At 69.9% G+C, this 16,550-nt stretch carries 16 protein-coding genes; 9 read left to right on the top strand and 7 right to left on the bottom strand.

Translation table 11 applies throughout. The features are described from left to right. Positions 1 to 41: 41 nt before the first annotated feature. Both OV208_RS21890 and OV208_RS21885 read left to right on the top strand, forming a co-directional pair. Entirely contained in the window at positions 42 to 1,586 is a 1,545-nt protein-coding gene (locus tag OV208_RS21890; protein WP_267575818.1) for a radical SAM protein, read from the top strand. 98 nt (positions 1,587 to 1,684) lie between these two features. Continuing rightward, positions 1,685 to 2,623: a hypothetical protein gene (locus OV208_RS21885; RefSeq protein ID WP_267575817.1), complete on the top strand. Its 939-nt coding sequence runs from the start codon at positions 1,685 to 1,687 to the stop codon at positions 2,621 to 2,623. A gap of 16 nt (positions 2,624 to 2,639) precedes the next feature. On the opposite strand, the gene OV208_RS21880 is transcribed toward OV208_RS21885, so the two are convergent. Continuing rightward, the gene (locus OV208_RS21880; RefSeq protein WP_267575816.1) at positions 2,640 to 3,278 is read right to left on the bottom strand and encodes a hypothetical protein; all 639 of its coding nucleotides are present in this window, start codon (positions 3,276 to 3,278) and stop codon (positions 2,640 to 2,642) included. A 22-nt stretch (positions 3,279 to 3,300) separates the two neighbouring features. After that, positions 3,301 to 3,855: a DUF4920 domain-containing protein gene (locus OV208_RS21875; protein ID WP_199732924.1), complete on the bottom strand. Its 555-nt coding sequence runs from the start codon at positions 3,853 to 3,855 to the stop codon at positions 3,301 to 3,303. Between the two features lie 89 nt (positions 3,856 to 3,944). On the opposite strand from OV208_RS21875, the gene OV208_RS21870 reads away from it, so the two are divergent. Next, positions 3,945 to 4,376, top strand: a complete 432-nt coding sequence (locus OV208_RS21870; protein ID WP_267575815.1) for a DUF2752 domain-containing protein — start codon at positions 3,945 to 3,947, stop codon at positions 4,374 to 4,376. 20 nt (positions 4,377 to 4,396) lie between these two features. Further along, positions 4,397 to 4,975, top strand: a complete 579-nt coding sequence (plsY, locus tag OV208_RS21865; protein ID WP_267575814.1) for a glycerol-3-phosphate 1-O-acyltransferase PlsY — start codon at positions 4,397 to 4,399, stop codon at positions 4,973 to 4,975. On the opposite strand, the gene OV208_RS21860 is transcribed toward plsY, so the two are convergent. The 3 genes from OV208_RS21860 to OV208_RS21850 all read right to left on the bottom strand — a co-directional run bounded on the left by OV208_RS21860 (position 4,901) and on the right by OV208_RS21850 (position 9,668). Continuing rightward, positions 4,901 to 6,124 carry a THUMP domain-containing class I SAM-dependent RNA methyltransferase gene (locus OV208_RS21860; protein WP_120536799.1) on the bottom strand — a complete coding sequence of 408 codons (1,224 nt, stop codon included), beginning with the start codon at positions 6,122 to 6,124 and terminating at the stop codon, positions 4,901 to 4,903. The genes plsY and OV208_RS21860 overlap by 75 nt on opposite strands. A 34-nt stretch (positions 6,125 to 6,158) precedes the next feature. After that, on the bottom strand, positions 6,159 to 6,443 hold the full coding sequence (locus OV208_RS21855) for an antibiotic biosynthesis monooxygenase family protein (RefSeq protein WP_267575813.1): 285 nt from the start codon (positions 6,441 to 6,443) through the stop codon (positions 6,159 to 6,161). A gap of 135 nt (positions 6,444 to 6,578) precedes the next feature. Continuing rightward, complete coding sequence (locus OV208_RS21850) at positions 6,579 to 9,668, bottom strand: FtsK/SpoIIIE family DNA translocase (protein ID WP_267575812.1); 3,090 nt, start codon at positions 9,666 to 9,668, stop codon at positions 6,579 to 6,581. Between the two features lie 189 nt (positions 9,669 to 9,857). On the opposite strand from OV208_RS21850, the gene OV208_RS21845 reads away from it, so the two are divergent. Genes OV208_RS21845 through gatB form a run of 4 tightly spaced genes read left to right on the top strand, consistent with a single transcriptional unit; the run spans position 9,858 to position 13,474 of the window. Next, positions 9,858 to 10,193 (top strand): zf-TFIIB domain-containing protein, encoded by a 336-nt coding sequence (locus OV208_RS21845; RefSeq protein ID WP_267575811.1) that lies wholly within the window; start codon positions 9,858 to 9,860, stop codon positions 10,191 to 10,193. A 41-nt stretch (positions 10,194 to 10,234) separates the two neighbouring features. Continuing rightward, positions 10,235 to 10,522, top strand: coding sequence for an Asp-tRNA(Asn)/Glu-tRNA(Gln) amidotransferase subunit GatC (gene gatC, locus OV208_RS21840; RefSeq protein ID WP_120537697.1), 288 nt, complete (start codon positions 10,235 to 10,237; stop codon positions 10,520 to 10,522). A gap of 6 nt (positions 10,523 to 10,528) precedes the next feature. Then, a complete protein-coding gene (gene gatA, locus OV208_RS21835; RefSeq protein ID WP_267575810.1) occupies positions 10,529 to 11,995 on the top strand; it encodes an Asp-tRNA(Asn)/Glu-tRNA(Gln) amidotransferase subunit GatA in 1,467 nt (488 codons plus the stop codon). 33 nt (positions 11,996 to 12,028) lie between these two features. After that, positions 12,029 to 13,474, top strand: coding sequence for an Asp-tRNA(Asn)/Glu-tRNA(Gln) amidotransferase subunit GatB (gene gatB / locus OV208_RS21830; protein ID WP_267575809.1), 1,446 nt, complete (start codon positions 12,029 to 12,031; stop codon positions 13,472 to 13,474). On the opposite strand, the gene OV208_RS21825 is transcribed toward gatB, so the two are convergent. Then, positions 13,471 to 14,508, bottom strand: a complete 1,038-nt coding sequence (locus OV208_RS21825) for a carbon-nitrogen hydrolase family protein (RefSeq protein WP_267575808.1) — start codon at positions 14,506 to 14,508, stop codon at positions 13,471 to 13,473. The two genes, gatB and OV208_RS21825, sit on opposite strands and share 4 nt — an antisense overlap. Before the next feature lie 148 nt (positions 14,509 to 14,656). Between OV208_RS21825 and OV208_RS21820 the strand changes: the two genes are divergently transcribed. Beyond that, a complete protein-coding gene (locus OV208_RS21820) occupies positions 14,657 to 15,577 on the top strand; it encodes a hypothetical protein (RefSeq protein WP_267575807.1) in 921 nt (306 codons plus the stop codon). Here OV208_RS21820 and OV208_RS21815 read toward each other — a convergent pair. Beyond that, positions 15,570 to 16,532 (bottom strand): isopenicillin N synthase family dioxygenase, encoded by a 963-nt coding sequence (locus OV208_RS21815; protein WP_267575806.1) that lies wholly within the window; start codon positions 16,530 to 16,532, stop codon positions 15,570 to 15,572. The genes OV208_RS21820 and OV208_RS21815 overlap by 8 nt on opposite strands. Positions 16,533 to 16,550: the final 18 nt, after the last annotated feature.

Raw genomic sequence — 16,550 nt, 5'->3', positions numbered from 1 at the left:
CGTGGTGTTTATGCAACCTGCATTCCACTGTCTGGAGGACCATGGAGGGCCGATACGAACTCATCGAGCACGTCTGCTCGCTTCTGGCGGACGAGGAGGGAACGCTCCGCAAGGAGGCGCCCTACCGGGTCGCGCTCTGCTACCCGAGCCCCTACCACGTGGGCATGAGCTCGCTGGGCTACCAGGCGATCTACCGGGAGATACACGAGCACGCGGGGGCGACCGCCGAGCGTGTCTTCCTTCCCGATGATGTCGAGACATACAAGAGAACACGGACGCCATTGTTTACCTGGGAATCCCAGGCGCCGGTGTCTGGTTTTGCAATGCTTGCCTTCTCTGTGGCGTATGAGTTGGAGCTCACAGGGTTGTTCACGATGTTGGAGTTGTCTGGTTTGCCGGTTCTTGCGGCGGAACGGACGGCAAGACATCCGCTGGTGGTTGCGGGCGGTCCGCTGACGTTCTCGAACCCGGATCCGCTGGAGCCCTTCGTGGACGTGCTGGTCCAGGGAGAGGCGGAGGACCTCATCCACGTGCTGCTGGAGGCCGCGGCCTCCATGGAGCGCGAGGCGCTGTTGGAGCACCTGTCGCGGATCCCCGGCTTCAGGGTCCCCGGGCGGGGTGGCGCGCGCTACCACGTGGCGAAGGCGACGGATGCCCGGCTACCGGCCCGGACGCAGATCATCACGTCGCACACGGAGCTGCGCTCGATGTTCCTCATCGAGCCGGAGCGGGGCTGCTCCCGAGGCTGTCATTACTGCGTGATGCGCCGGACGACGAATGGCGGCATGCGCACGGTGCCCCCGGAGCGCATCCTGTCCCTCATCCCCGCCCATGCGAAGCGCGTGGGGCTGGTAGGGGCGGCGGTGACGGATCACCCCCGCATCGTGGAACTGCTTCGCACCCTCGTGGACTCCGGCCGGGAGGTGGGCGTGTCCTCGCTGCGCGCGGACCGGCTCACGCAGGAACTGGTGGATCAGCTGCGGCGGGGTGGGGCGACGAACCTCACGGTGGCCGCGGACGGGGCGTCGCAGAAGATGCGGGACCTGGTGGACCGCAAGCATTCCGAGGAGCAGATCGTCCGCGCGGCGCGGTTCGCCCGGACGGCGGGGATGAAGCAGCTCAAGGTCTACAATGTGGTGGGCCTGCCGCATGAAGGCGACGCGGACATCGACGAGCTGATCCGCTTCACGACGGAGTTGTCCCGCATCCTGCCCGTGGCCCTGGGCGTCGCGCCCTTCGTGGCCAAGCGCAACACGCCGCTGGACGGGGCGCCCTTCGCGGGCCTTCGCGAGGTGGAGAACAAGCTGGAGCGGCTTCGCAAGGGCCTGCGCGGCCGGGCCGAGGTGCGGCCCACCTCCGCGCGCTGGGCCTGGGTGGAGTACATGCTGGCCCAGTGTGGCCCGGAGGCGGGGCTCGCGGCGATGGACGCCTGGCGCGCCGGGGGCTCCTTCGCGGCGTGGAAGAGGGCCTTCCAGGAGCGGGAGTGCGTCCCGTACCTGGCCCGCAGGGTGGAGGACGGGCGGAGGCAGCCCACGGTCTGGCCCATCGTGCCGGGCCGCCCCCCTCCCCAGCCGTCCGCCGCCTGACGGGACCCGCAAGGCCGTACCCGACAAGCCCCGCTTTCCGCTACAAGACGCTCAGCGGGGCCGATGGCCGGCACTCGCATGGCCTCGGAGCGCATCTGGTGAGCACGCAGCGCGTGGAAAAGTCGTGGCAGACGAAGGGTCTCAAGGACTACCCGACGGAGGCCCTGCTGGGCACGCTGGGGCACTACGGCATCCCCGTGAGCGAGGCGGACTACCGCAAGCTCGCGGAGACGGCGTACCCGCTGGGCATCGCCCAGCAGTGGAAGGGGAGCTGGAAGGGCACCGGCCCGTTCAAGGACTACGTCGTGGCCGCCGCCGTGGAGCTGTGGCGCCGGTGGATGGGCGACCGCGTGTCCCCGCAGGAGTTCACCGAAGGGCTGGCGGCGCTGATGAACGCGCTCGTGCAGCGCCTGAACAAGCTGCCGGACGCCCCGGTGTCCGCCGCCTCCGAGCGCCTGAAGTCGCTGCGCTCGCGGCTGACCGTGGATGACAAGGGCGTGCTGCCCGCGCCCTTCCTCCAGGAGGCGCTGGCGCCCTTCTCGGAGAAGGACGCGGAGCTGTTCGACAGCCTGGCGGAGTCGCTGGCCGCCCAGGGCCACCACGACGACGCGACGGCCTTCGCCGACATCGAGGAGTTCCTGCTGCCCGACCGGCGCGGCATCTCCCAGGCGGTGGTCCGCTCGGCCCGGGGCGAGCGTGAGCCCGCCATCCAAGACCTGAAGAACCTCATCCACGACACGGCGCGCGCGCCCATCTCCCGCCTGCTGGCGGTGGACGGCCTCATCCACCTGCAGGCGTGGATCGATGCGTCCATCGAAGGCCGCTCGCTGCTGGCGGAGGCAGAGAAGGCGAACGACATCCACCTGTCGCTCGACCTGGTGCCCCGCCTGGAGCACATCTTCAAGCAGCAGAACGACCGCGCCGCACTGCTGGAGCTGATGGGCACGCAGGAGCGGCTGGAGGCCCAGCACGACAAGATGCACCCGGGCCACCGTCAGCACCGGCACCAGCGCGCGCAGCCGCAGCGTCGGCGTTAGCGCGCCGGGCGGTCGCTCACCGCGTCCCCGTGCGCCGGCGGCTCCGTGTTTCCGGAGCCCCGGCGTCGGTCGCGGCGGGGGGAGCGGCTGCCACCGGGCCCGGGGTGTCGTTCGAAGCCCCGGTGTCGGGCGTCGGGGCGTCCGGCTTGCCGGGCAGCTCCGGTGCCGCACGCTTGAGCTTCACCGCGCTCACGCCGGGCACACCTTCCGCTACGTCGCGCACGGGCACCACAGCGCCCACGGTGGTGTAGCGGATGGCGCCCGTCTGCGTGAAGGCGTGCTTGAGGGCGTAGTCCTTCGCGCGGCCCAGGAACCACTCGCGCACCCGGGGCAGGGGCAGCACGTGCAGCTCGCCCTGGGTGAGGAACACGTACACCATCAGGTCCGCGCCGCTGTAGAGGAAGCAGCCGGGGGTGTCCTTCTCCAGGTTGGAGACCAGTTCGAAGAAGTAGCGGCGGCGGGTGGCGTTGCGGTCGCCCTTCACTTCGATGCCGCGCACCTCGCCCGATGCCAGCTCCCAGAGCAGGTCCACGCCCCGGTGCTGGAAGCGGGGATCCAACTGCACGTCGTGCACGCGCGACCCGGGCTCCGTCTCCAGGAGCCACGCGCGGGCGTGCTGCACGGCCCGGTCGGCCGCGCCCTGCACGCCTCGCATGCTGAAGCTGCGGCCTCCCATGCTACGGGCGGCGCAGTTCGACGCCGGAGGCCACGAGCTGGATTTCGCGCGGCTTGCCGTCGGTACCGCGCGGGACGATGGCGCCTTCGGCCTCGTAGTGCTTCGCGTGGGCGTCGCTCAGCTCCGCGACCTTCACCACGCCCTCCACGCGCGCCTGCGAGCCCGCGGAGTCCAGGGGGACGAAGAAGCCGTAGTCCTTGAACGTCACGCGCACGCCCGGGCTCTTGGCGTCCTGGGCCAGCTCCATCCAGCAGCCCTTCTTCTCACAGGCCTTGCGCACCTGGCCCTCCACGCGCACGGACTTGCCGTCGTGGGCCTGGGGCTTGGCGAGCAGCTCCGCGAGCTTCACGGTGGGCGCGCCCTTGAGGGCCTCGCCCCGGGTGAGCGTCCAGCCGGTGTCCGCGGCCTTGGGGGCTTCGGCGGCCTTCGCCTCGGCGGGGTGGTGGCAGTCGCTCTTCTCGGCGGCGGCCTTGGCGGGCGCGGGCGTCTTCTCCGCCGCGAGGGCCACGAGGGGAACGGCGACCAGCGTCAGCAGGGCGGAGCGGAGCATGTGCATGCCCGTTCGCTTAGCCCAGGTTTCCGGGCTCGGGCAAGGCGGCCCTTCCATCCTTCCGGCTTGTCCCGCACACTCGGCGCGAGGAGCGTATGAAGGTCACCATCCCCGCCCCCAACCGCCGGTTGGGTTCATTCGAATGGCTCGGCCTCGTCGGACTCGGGGGGCTGCTCGTGGGCCGGTATGTCCCCGTGGCGCGGCTCATCCCGTTCTGGGGCTGTGTGCTGCGCGAGCATACAGGCTGGCCCTGCCTGGGCTGTGGGCTGACCCGGGTGGCGGACCGCGTCGCGCACTTCAACATCCCGGGGGCCTGGGAGGCGAACCCCCTGGGCACCGTGTTCGCGCTGCTGTTCGCGGTGGCTGCGGTGCTGACGGTGCTGCACTTCGTCTTCGCGCTGCCCATTCCGGAGGTCGAACTGGAAGAGCGCGAGTGGCGGTGGGTGCGCATCGCGTTCCCCCTGGTGTTGCTCGTCAATTACGCCTACGTCGTGGTGCAAACCCGCTTTCCGCACCTGCTGTCCTAGGCGCTCGCGCCCCTTCCTCCGTGCTCTCCGCCTTCCTCCTGCTGGGCTACCTCTGCGGCTCCGTTCCGTTCGGCGTGCTGCTGACGCGGTGGCTGCGCGGCGTGGACGTGCGTGACAGCGGCAGTGGCAACATCGGCGCGACCAACGTCACGCGCGTCGCGGGCAAGAAGCTGGGCGCGGTGGTGCTGCTCTTGGACGCGGTCAAGGGCGCGGTGCCCGTGGGGCTCGCGCTGCACTGGATGCCGGGGAACTCGCTGGCGCACGCGCTGGTGGGGCTGTCCGCGGTGCTGGGGCACGTGTACCCGGTGTGGCTCAAGCTCAAGGGTGGCAAGGGCGTGGCCACCGCGCTGGGCGTGTTGTGCGTGCTGGTGCCCACGGCGGCGCTCGCCGGGGCGGTCATCTACGGGTTGGTGGTGGCGAAGTGGCGCGTCAGTTCGGTGGGCTCGCTGTCCGCCGCCGTCGTCGCCATCGTCACCGCGTTCCTCACCGCGCACTCCCGCGACTACGTGCTGCTCACCGCGGGCCTATTCGTCCTCATGCTCTGGACGCACCGGAGCAACCTCCAGCGACTCGCCCGGCGCACCGAGCACCGGCTTTGAGAGGCCGGCCGGGGCGCGGTAGCCCAGGAGGGTGCAGGGGATGGGGCCGTTCCACACGTCGCGGCGGATCGCCGGGCGCGCGTGGAAGGCGCTCTCGAAGGCGGGGTTGCCGGACAGCACCCACACCTTCCAGCCCGGCAGCGCGCGCAGCGAGTCGCCCAGCTTGAAGTAGAAGGTCTTCATACCCTTCTGCCCACCGGAGCCAAGCCGGTCGCCGTAGGGCGGGTTGGTGAGGATGAGCCCGCCGCCCTCCGGAAGGGGCCCGAGCTTCGTCGCGTCGCCTTCCGCGAGTTGGACCTCCTCGCCCAGCTTCGCCGCCTTCACGTTGCGGTCCGCGGCCTCCAGGGCCTCCTCGCTCTTGTCGAAGCCGAGGATGGGGACCTCCACCTTGCGCTCGTTGCGCCGTGCGTCCGCGCGCAGGTCCGCGAGCAGCTCGCGCGCCCGGGGACCCATGTGCGGCCAGCGCTCCACCGCGAAGCTGCGGCCGATGCCCGGGGCGCGCCTGCGGGCGATGAGGCCGCCCTCGATGACGATGGTGCCCGAGCCGCACATCGGATCCACCAGCGCCTCCTGGCCCGTGTAGCCCGCCGCTCGCAGCAGGGCCGCGGCCAGGTTCTCCTTCAGGGGCGCGGGGGTGGGGCGCACGCGGTAGCCGCGCCGGTGGAGCGGGTCTCCGACCAGATCCAGGGACAGGGACAGCTTCTCCTTCACCAGGTGCGCCACCACGGACACGTCCGGGTTGCGCGTGTCCACGTCCGGCCGGGAGCCCAGCTTCGTGCGCAGCCGGTCCACGATGGCGTCCTTCACCTTCAGCGCCACGAAGCCCGAGTGCGCGTGCTCGGTGTCCTTCAGGTTGGCGTCCACCGCGAACGTGACGTTGGTGGTGAGGTGCTCCTCCCACGGCACGCTGGCCACGGCGTCGTAGAGTCCCTGCGCGCCCGGGGCCTCGAACTCGCCCAGCGGGTAGAGCACGCGCATCGCGATGCGGGACCAGAGGCAGACGTTGAGGGCCTCGTCGAGCGCGGCCATGAAGCGCACGCCGCCGCGGTCCTGGCGGATGCGCTTCGCGCCGAGTTCCTTCAACTCCTCGGCCAGCAGGTCCTCGGTGCCGCGTGCGGCGGTGGCGAATAGGGCAAGACGTTCAGCCATGGTGCACCGCCCTTAGACGAGCGCGGGCCGAATGTCATGTGGCCACGACCTCGTACAGCGCGAAGGTGGCGTCATCCTGGGAGGCGCTGGCCCCCCTGGCCCGCTGGAAGTCCTCGGACTGGAAATAGGCCTTCATCGCCTCACGGTCCGTCCAGCGCGTCACCAGCAGGATTTCAGGCGAGCGCTCGAACGAGCGCAGCACCTCCAGGCCCAGGAAGCCCGCGTAGCCGTCCACCCGCCGCGAGCGCTCCTGGAGGCGCTGGACCCAACCGTCCGCTTCTTCGGGCGGGGCGCGGAAGCGGGAGATGGCGACGATCATTCAGGAGGGCTCCGGTGCCTGGGACGAAAGGACGAAAGAGCAAAGGGGGCGCCCGGAGCAGATCCGGAGCGCCCCCGAGGGGAAACGTCCGGGGAACGGGTGTCCGTTCCCCGGAAGACGGCGGCTGACGGTGGGCTACATCGCCCCGGCGCCAGGCATGTCGCCCAGGCCGCGCAGCAGCACCTCGCGGGGCTTGGCGCCGTCCGCGGGGCCCACCACGCCGTCGCGCTCCATGCGCTCAATCATGCGCGCCGCGCGGTTGTAGCCGATGCGCATCTTGCGCTGGAGCATGGAGATGGAGACCGAGCGCATCTCGCTGACCGCCGCGAGCGCCTGGTCGTAGAGCTCGTCGGACAGTTCGTCCTCCTGCTCTCCGCCCTCCACGTCCTCGTCGCGCGGCTTGAGGATGGACTCGTCGAAGACGGGCTTGCCCTGGGCCTTGAGGTGGTCCACCGCCTTCTTGATCTCCTGCTCGGACACGTAGGCGCCGTGCACGCGCTGCAGGTGAGCGCTGGTCGGCGGCATGATGAGCATGTCGCCCATGCCCAGCAGGGCCTCCGCGCCCACCGTACCCAGGATCGTCATCGAGTCCGGCTTCGAGCGCAGCATGAAGCTGATGCGCGTGGGGAAGTTGGCCTTGATGATGCCGGTGACGACGTCCGTGGACGGACGCTGCGTCGCGACCATCAGGTGGATGCCGGCCGCGCGCGCCATCTGCGCCAGACGCGCGACGTACGTCTCCACCTCGCGGCTCGCGACCATCATCAGGTCCGCGAGCTCGTCGATGATGACCACGATGTAGGGCAGCTTCTTGAGTTCCTTCTTGGCCTCGCCAGCGGCCTCCACCGGCTCGGGCGCGTCGCCCTCTTCCTCGAACTCCGCGTCCACCTCGCCGTCGGCCTCCAGGTCGGGGGCGGGCTCGGAGACGATGGCTTCACGCAGCTCGTCGGAGTCGTCCTCGCGCGGAGCGGCCACGCCCATGCCCTCGCTCGCGGAGGCGGGGGACGTGCTGCCCTCCACGTCCACGACGAAGAGCTTCTTGGGCTTGGTCTTCTTCTTCGCGGCGGGAGCGGGCGCGGCGGCCTTCACCTCCGACGCGCTGGTCTCCACCAGCTTGTTGTAGCCGGCGATGTTGCGCACGCCCGCCTCGGACAAGAGCTGGTAGCGGCGCTCCATCTCCTCCACGGCCCAGCGCAGCGCGAGCGCGGCCTTCTTGGGGTCCGTGACGACGGGGAGCAGCAGGTGCGGGATGCCCTCGTAGACGGAGAGCTCCAGCATCTTCGGGTCCACCATGATGAAGCGGACCTCCTCGGGCGTGGCCTTGAGGAGGATGCTCATGATCATCGCGTTCACCGCCACGGACTTGCCGGAGCCGGTGGTACCCGCGATGAGCAGGTGGGGCGCCTTCACCAGGTCGAAGACGTACGGCATGCCTTCGATGTCCTTGCCCACGCACATGGTGAGCTTGCTGACGCTCTTCTGGAACGTGTCCTGTTCCGCGATCTCCTTGAGGAACACCGTCTCGCGGTCGCGATTGGGGACCTCGATGCCGACCACGCCCTTGCCGGGGATGGGGGCGACGATGCGCACGCGCATGGCCTCCATCGCCATGGCCAGGTCGTCCTGGAGCGCGGCGATCTTGCTGACCTTGATGCCGGGGCCCGGCAGGAACTCGTACATGGTGACGACGGGACCGGGACGGATCTCGACGACCTCGCCCACGATGCCGAAGTCCGCGAGCTTCGCGCGCAGCCTCTCCGCCGTGACGAGGAACGCGTCCTTGTCCAGCGCGGTGCGCTCCTTCTTGTCCGCCTCCAGCACGTCCAGCGGCGGCAGGGAGAAGCTCTTGCGGTCACCGACAAACTCGAACTGATCCTGCGGACGCTTCACCGCGGTGGGCTTGGGCGGGGCCTTGGGCTCCACGATGAGGGGCATGCGCGCCAGCGCGGAGGGCGGCGCGGGCACGAGCGCGTTGCCGGGCGAGGCCGCCAGGGGCTTCTCCGCCTTCTCCGCCACCAGGGGCTTCGCGGGGGCCTCCGCCACCGGGGCGGCGAGCGCCGCGGCGGGCACGGGGGGCGAGGACGGCGCGGAGGGCGGGGTGACGATCTGCGGCGTCTTGCGGGCGCGGCGCGGCGGCTCGGCGCCTTCGGTGTTCGCGGGGAGCTGCGGCTGGGGGGCAAGGAAGGATGCGGCCCAGGCCGGATCCGCGCCCGGCGAACGGCGCTCGGCGCGCTCCGGGGGAAGGGACGGCGGCTCGTCCCGCGCGTCGTCGTCGTCCTCTTCGGGCTCCTCTTCGCGGACGAGCTTCTTCTCCAGCTTCTCGCGCTCGCGCGAATCCTTGAGGGCCTTCTTCGCGTTGACGGCCTGCTCCTTCTCCGTCTGCCGGGCGAGGCGCACGGCCTCCTCGGCCATGGACTCCGCTTCGGCCTCCTCGGCCTCCTCGGCCAGACGCTCGGCCTCGGAGAGCTCCTCCTCCTCGGCCTCCAACTCGGCGAGGAACGCGGCCTCCTCCTCCTTCTCCTGCGCGAGCCGCTCCTGGCGGGCCTGGAAGGAGACCTTCTGCGCCTCCCAGAAGACGTGGGCGGATTCGGAGATGCGGCGGCCCAGCACGGTGAGGCCGGCCCACACCAGCGAGCACAGCTTGAAGAACGTGTACTGCGTGCCCACGATGAGCGCCGCCGCGCTGATGGCGGTGACGAGGATGACGGTGCCGACCGTGGAGAACATGCCCTCCATCAGCCCGCCCAGGCCCGCGCCCAGGGCGCCACCGGGCGGATGCGCCCAGCCCTTGTCCTTGGCGAACATGAGCTGCGAGAGCACCGCCACGCTGCACGTGAGCAGCGCCAGGGAGATGATCTGCGGCAGGCGGCGCCGCTCGCGGTTGCCCACGAAGAGCACCACGGCGGTGTAGATGCCACCCACGGGGATGAAGTAGGCGCACACACCCAGCGCGCCCCGCAGCGTCTCCGCGATGAGGTGGCCCATGGGGCCCACCGCGTTGTGGAAGCCGGGTCCCACCCGGTCATGCGCGTCGAACGTGGCGACCGCCAGCAGGGCCAGCAGCGAGGCAGCCAGGACGAAGACGCCCGCGAGCGCCCGTCTGGCCGGGCTCGCCGCCCCCCCCGCCTTCATCTTCTTGTTCGCGAGCGCCTTGCGCTTGGTCGCGATTTCCTGTCGGGAGAGCACTGCCTTCTCCGCCCGACCACCCTTCTTGGCCGCTGTCATGGACCCCGGTTCCCTCTGCCCGATTCCAGCCGCGTAGCGAGCTGTAGCAATCCGCGCGGCGAGAATAGGGAGAGAGGGGGCCGGGTCAATTTTCCAGCAGGCGTCAGAGCGGGCGGGACAGGGCCTACATTTCGGCTGCGACCCTTTGGGGAGAGGGTATGGTGGCTGACGCCAAGGAGAACCCGAACCATGTCCGACCTGACCCCCGACAAGCCCTCCCACAACGAAGACGACTACTTCGCGCGCGAGGAGATCGAAGCCAAGCGCAAGCTGGCCCTCCAGCAGGCCCAGGAGACGGCCGTCCAGCAGCGCGAGGATTTGAAGAAGCTGCACTACATGAAGTGCCCCAAGTGCGGCATGGACCTGCAGACGCTCAAGCAGGGCAACGTGGAGCTGGACAGCTGCTTCAACTGCCACGGCGTCTGGCTGGACGCGGGCGAGCTGCAGCACCTGCTGGGCAATCACGGCCACGAGCAGGGCGGCAAGGTGATGGGCGCCATCCTCAACCTGTTCAAGCGTTCGTAGCCCCAACGCATCGTCAGCGCCTCTGGGAGGAGGCGGTCCCCATGGCCCTCACGCTCGAGCAGGTCCGGCACGTGGCCACCCTGGCGCGGCTGTCGCTGACGCCGCAAGAGGAGGCGCGCTACGCCACCCAGTTGTCGCAGGTCCTGGACGCGGTGGCGGAGCTGGAAGCGCTGGATGTCAGTCAGGTGGAGCCCACCTCCCACGCGACGCTCGCGTCCTCGCTGTTGCGCGAGGACGTGATGCGGCCGTCGTTGCCCCCTGAAGCGGGACTCGCCAACGCACCGGCGAAGGTGGGCACCGCCTTCGCGGTCCCGAAGATTCTGGAGTAGCCCGCCATGTCGTCGACGCTCACCGACCTGTCGATGCTGGAGCTGGCCGCGAAGCTGGCCTCACGCGAGGTGTCCTCCGTGGAGGCCACGCAGGCGAGCCTCCAGCGCATCGCGCAAGTGGACCCGAAGGTGCGCGCCTTCCTGCGCGTGGATGAAGCCGGGGCCCTCAAGGCCGCCGAGGCCAGCGACGCTCGCCGCCACGCGGGCAGTCCCGCCAGCGCGCTCGACGGCGTACCGGTGGGCCTGAAGGACATCTTCCTCACCCAGGGCGTGGAGACCACCTGCGGGTCGCGCATCCTGGAGGGCTTCGTTCCCCCGTACGACGCCACCGTGGTGCGCCTGCTGAAGGAAGCGGGCCTGCCGCTCTTGGGCAAGTTGAACATGGACGAGTTCGCCATGGGCTCGTCCAATGAGTCGAGCGCGTACTTTCCCACCCACAACCCGTGGGACCTGACGCGCACGCCGGGCGGCTCTTCCGGTGGTTCGGCCGCGGCGGTCGCGGCGCGCGAGGTGTTTGGCGCGCTGGGCACCGACACGGGCGGCTCCATCCGTCAGCCTGCGGCGTTCACCAACACCGTGGGGCTCAAGCCCACCTACGGCCGGGTGTCGCGCTACGGCGTCATCGCCTTCGCCTCGTCGTTGGATCAGCCGGGCCCCATGGCGCGCACGGTGGGGGACACCGCCGCGCTGCTCCAGCTCATCGCGCGGCATGATCCGCTCGACTCCACCTCCGCGGACGTGGCGACGCCGGACTGCCTCACGGGCCTGGAGGACGGCGTGCGCGGGCTCAAGCTGGGCGTGCCCCGCGAGTACTTCACCGCCGGCATGGACCCGGAAGTGGAAGGCACGCTGCGCGCTTCGCTGGAGGAGTTCGAGCGGATGGGCGCGACGCTGGTGGACGTGTCGCTGCCACACACGAAGTACGCGCTCGCGACGTACTACCTGCTGGCCTCCTCGGAGGCGTCCAGCAACCTGGCGCGCTACGACGGCATCCGCTACGGACAGCGGGCGAAGGACGCGCGCGGGCTCAAGGAGCTGTACACGCAGACGCGGGGCCAGGGCTTCGGCGCGGAGGTGAAGCGCCGCATCATGCTGGGCACCTACGCGCTGTCCGCCGGCTACTACGACGCCTACTACCTGCGCGCGCAGAAGGTCCGCACCCTCATCCGCGAGGACTTCACGCGGGCCTTCCAGCAGGTGGACGCGCTCGTGTCGCCCACGTCTCCCGTGCCGGCGTTCAAGCTGGGCGAGAAGGTGGACGACCCGCTGTCCATGTACCTGATGGACATCTACACGCTGCCCTGCAACCTCGCGGGCCTGCCCGGGCTGTCCGTGCCGTGTGGCTTCACGCAGGCGGGGCTGCCGGTGGGACTCCAGATATTGGGCCGCCCGTTCGACGAAGCCCGCCTGTTGCGCATCGCCCGCGCGTTCGAGCGCGAGCACGACTTCTTCCGCCGCGCCGTCCCCGTCTAGCGGGGAGCGGACACCGGCAAGGGTGACACCGCCATGCCCCTGAGCGATTTCCAGACGGTCATCGGCCTCGAGGTCCACGCGCAGCTGCTCACGCAGTCGAAGATCTTCTGCGGCTGCTCCACCGCGTTCGGCGCCGAGCCCAACCACCACACCTGCCCGGTGTGCCTGGGGATGCCCGGCGTGCTGCCGGTGCTCAACCAGCGCGTGGTGGAGTACGCGGTGCGCACGGGGCTGGCGCTCGGGTGCGCGGTGAAGCCCACGAGCGTGTGGAGCCGGAAGAACTACTTCTATCCGGATCTGCCCAAGGGCTATCAAATCACCCAGTACGACCAGCCCATCTGCGAGTGGGGCGAGCTCGTCATCGACACGCCGTCGGGTGAGAAGACGGTGCGCGTGCGGCGCATCCACCTGGAGGAGGACGCGGGCAAGAGCGTGCACGACGCGTCCGCTTCCGCGGGCCAGAGCCTGGTGGACCTGAACCGCGCGGGCGTGCCGCTGATGGAGATTGTCAGCGAGCCGGACCTGCGCGACGCGGACGAGGCGGTGGAATACCTCAAGGTGCTGCGCGACGTGCTGGTGTACCTGGGCGTCAACGACGGCAACCTGGAGGAGGGCAGCTTCCGCTGCGACGCCAACGTGTCGGTGATGCCCAAGGGGTCCACCACCTACGGGCAGCGCTGCGAGTTGAAGAACCTCAACTCGTTCCGCTTCCTCAAGCAGGCCATCGAGTACGAGGCCGCGCGACAGGTGGACGTCCTCGAGTCCGGCGGCAAGGTGGCCCAGGAGACGCGCCTCTGGGACGTGAACAAGGGCATCACCCGGTCGATGCGCTCCAAGGAGGACGCGCACGACTACCGCTACTTCCCGGAGCCGGACCTCCAGCCGCTCATCGTGTCGGACGCGCTCCGCGACGCGCAGGCGAAGTCGCTGCCGGAGCTGCCCCGTGCGAAGCGCACGCGCTTCATGGGCCAGTACGGACTGCCCGCCTACGACGCGCGCATCCTCACCGCCGAGCGCCCGCTGGCGGACTTCTTCGAGGCCTGCGCCGCGCACGTGCCGGACGCGAAGAAGCTCTCCAACTGGTTCCTGGGCGAGCTGAGCCGCCTGCTCAAGGAAGAGGGCACGCCGCTGTCCGCGCTGCGCTTCACGCCCGCTCAGTTGGGCGAGCTGCTGGCCACGGTGGAGAAGGGCACGGTGTCCGCGAACGCGGGCAAGGACGTGCTCGGGGAGATGTTCCGCACCGGCCGCACTCCGGCGGACATCATCGCGGAGAAGGGCCTCGCGCAGGTGAGTGACGTGGGGGCGGTGGAGGCGGTGGTGGACGACATCCTCGCGAAGAACGCGGGCGAGGTGGAGAAGTACAAGGCCGGCAAGAAGAGCGTGTACGGCTTCTTCGTGGGCCAGGTGATGAAGGCGATGAAGGGCAAGGGCAACCCTGGCCTCGTCAACGAGCTCTTGAAGAAGAAGCTCGGGGACTAACGCGGCACGGTGACGTGGAGCACGTCCTCGCCGCGTGGATCCGCGGACTGGGCGAGCACGTGCACGTCGTCCGGCCCCCGGCGCTCCAGGATGAGCGAGGGGGCCTCGAAGGTGTTCTCGAAGAACCCTCCGGTGAGCTGCGGGTTCACCGCGTAGCGCACGCGCTTGAGCGTGCGCAGCTGCGTGAAGAGGCCCTCGTTGAACCACTGCTCGCGGCGCAGTTGGGATTCACCGGGCGCGTTGAAGGCCCAGGGCGCGTCCCAGGCCCAGGCGTTGGCGGATGGCTGCGCGAGCACGTCCACGCCCAGCGCGTCCAGGTACTGCGCGCACGGCACGAACCAGGGCTCGTTGGAGGTGTGCGGTTCGCGGAAGCCGTCGTAGCAGATGAGCGTGCCCAGCTTGCCGAAGGGCGTGTCCACCACGGGCAGGTCTTCCGGGCGGCCGGGGCTCAGGTTCAGCACGTCCTCCTGCGTGGGCACCAGGTTCACCTTGCGCGTCACGCCCACGCAGTGACCGTCCGGCGCGAAGGTGTAGCTGGTGTTGAAGGTGCGGGCCAACGCGGGCGCGTACTCCGGCGTGTCGATGCCCAGGCGGTTGGAGGGGAGCAGCGCGCTGCCCGCCACGACCCACAGGCCGTAATCGCGCGCGATGCCAGAGAAGGTCTCGAACAGGGCCCGGTGCACCCGGGGCGCCACCGTGGCGTAGAGGCATTCCTCCATCGAAGGGGGACGGAAGGCGCGCCACGTCTGGAACAGCGCCCGCCACTCCGCGAGCGCCACGCGCGTCATCGCGCCGTTCGTCGTCTTGCAGCGGCGCACGCGCGGCAGGTGCCCCATCAACCCGAGCGCCGCGCCCACCATCTCCGGCCACACGGCGAGCGCGGGGTGCAGCGGCCGGCCTGAAGCATCCCGGGCGCGCAGGGCGTCCACTCGCGCGGCGAGGGCCCGGTGGTGCGCGGCGAACGTCTCCTGCGAGGCGTAGTCGTCGAGCGTGACGCGCGGCTGGATGGCGAACAGTTCGAGGGAGGTGGCCACGGGTGGGGGAGGATGGCACCGGTCCCCGGGAGGCGCGAGCCTCGTGGGCTGGGCCGCCCGGAGGCCGGACACAGGAGGGACCGTCAGTTTTCGCGAAAGCTTCCGTCCACGCCTCGCCATGGCCCCACGCAAGCAACCCGAGCTGCGCATGAAGAAGACGCTCCAACTCGAAGTCCGCGCCTTGGTCGACGTGGGCGAGCCGCTCGCCGGGCGTGCGGTGAAGGCCCGGGGCGTGGGGCTGGACAACGACCTGTGGCTGCTCGCGGAAGGGGGCGAGGTCCTCCATTACGTGGACCTGGCGGACTTCTGGGAGCGGATCCCCCTGCCTTCAGCGCTGACGGACTTCCACGAGGTCCAGCCGCTGCCCGGGAACGAGGTGCTGCTCGTGAGCCCCCGGTGCCGCTACCGCTCCACGCAGCCTGAGCGCAACGCGAGGGTCTACTCGCGCGAGGGGACCCTGGTGCGGGAGATGACCCTGGGCGATGGCATCGCGGACGTGCAGGCGACCGCCGACGGGCAGGTCTGGGTCAGCTATTTCGATGAAGGCATCTTCGGCAACTACGGTTGGGGACACGGGGATGCCGCCTCCAGGCCCATTGGCGAGGACGGGCTGGTGCGCTTCGATGTCCTGGGACAGCGCCTGTCCAGCGACGTGAAGGAGGCGATGGGACTGCACGTCATGGCGGACTGCTACGCGCTCAACGTCGCGTCGGAGCACGAGACCTGGTTCTACAGCTACACGGACTTCCCCCTCATCCGCATGCGGACCGGGAGAGTTCCCACGGTCTGGGAGTCGCCGGTGCGGGGCGCGCACGCCATCGTCGTCAGCGACACGCACGTCCTGTTCGGAGGCGGCTACGAGGACTCGTGCCAGCTCCAACTCTTCACGCTGTACGACCGGGGCGTCCAGCGGTTGGGCCGCGTGGCCACCGTCGTGCTCACGGACGAGACGGGACGTGCGTGGCGGCCCACGTGGCTCACGGGCCGGGGCCCCTGGCTCCATGGGGCCGAGGGCACACGCCACTTCCGCGTGCACCTCTCGGAGCTGCTGGCCCAGGCGCTTACTTGATGAAGCCCAGCTCGCGCAGGCGCTGCTTGAGGAACGCATCCGCGGTGATGGGTGGGTGGCGCGCGGGGTTGTCCGGTGTCTCCGTCTGCGGCAGCGGCTTGAGGATACAGTCGGAGAACGGGTGCACGAAGAAGGGCATCGAGTAGCGCACGGTGTCCTGCTCCGTGCTGGGCGGGTTCACCACCCGGTGCGTGGTGGACGGGATGATGCCGTTCATCACGCGGCTGAGCATGTCGCCCGAGTCCACGACGATCTGCCCGCGCAGCGTGTCCACGGGAATCCACTCGCCGTCGCGCGTGAGCAGCTCCAGGCCGCCGGACGTGCCTTCGCACAAGAGCGTGATGAAGTTGATGTCCTCGTGTTCGGCCGCGCGCACCGCGCCCGGGATGAAGCGGTCCTTCAGGGGCGGGTAGTGGATGAGCCGCAGCACCGAGTTGCCATCCACCGTCATGTCGCTGAACGTGGTGCGCGCGATGCCCAGGTAGTCCGCGAGCGCCTGCAGCATCACCGTCGCCGCGTCGTCCAGCTCCTTGTAGAGCGTCAGGGTGTGCTCGCGGAAGGAGGGCAGCTCCTCCGGCCACACGTTGGCGCCGTAGTCCTCGCGGTAGGGGTGGCCCACGGGCAGCTCGCGGCCCACGTGCCAGAACTCCTTCATGTCCCCCACCTTGCGGTTCTTCGCGTGCTCCTGGCCGAACGCCATGAAGCCGCGCTGCCCCGGACGCTCCGGCACCGCGTAGCGCGTCTTGGTGGACTCCGGCAGTTGGAAGAAGCGCTCCACGTCCGCGTACGTGCGGCGGATGAGCGCGTCCTCGACGCCGTGGCCTTCCACGGTCACGAAGCCGAACTCCTTGAGCGCGTCGCCAAACACCTGGACGAAGCGGGCCCGCTCTTCGGGAGTGCCGGAGCGGTAGTGGGACAGGTTCACGGTGGGGATGCGTCGGGCCGAGCGGGACATGGCCGCATCCTACCCGCG

The organism is Corallococcus sp. bb12-1, assembly GCF_026626765.1.
Taxonomy (GTDB): Bacteria; Myxococcota; Myxococcia; order Myxococcales; family Myxococcaceae; genus Corallococcus; species Corallococcus terminator.
Note: the sequence above shows the minus strand (reverse complement) of the source record. Positions and strands in the feature narration are given on the sequence as shown.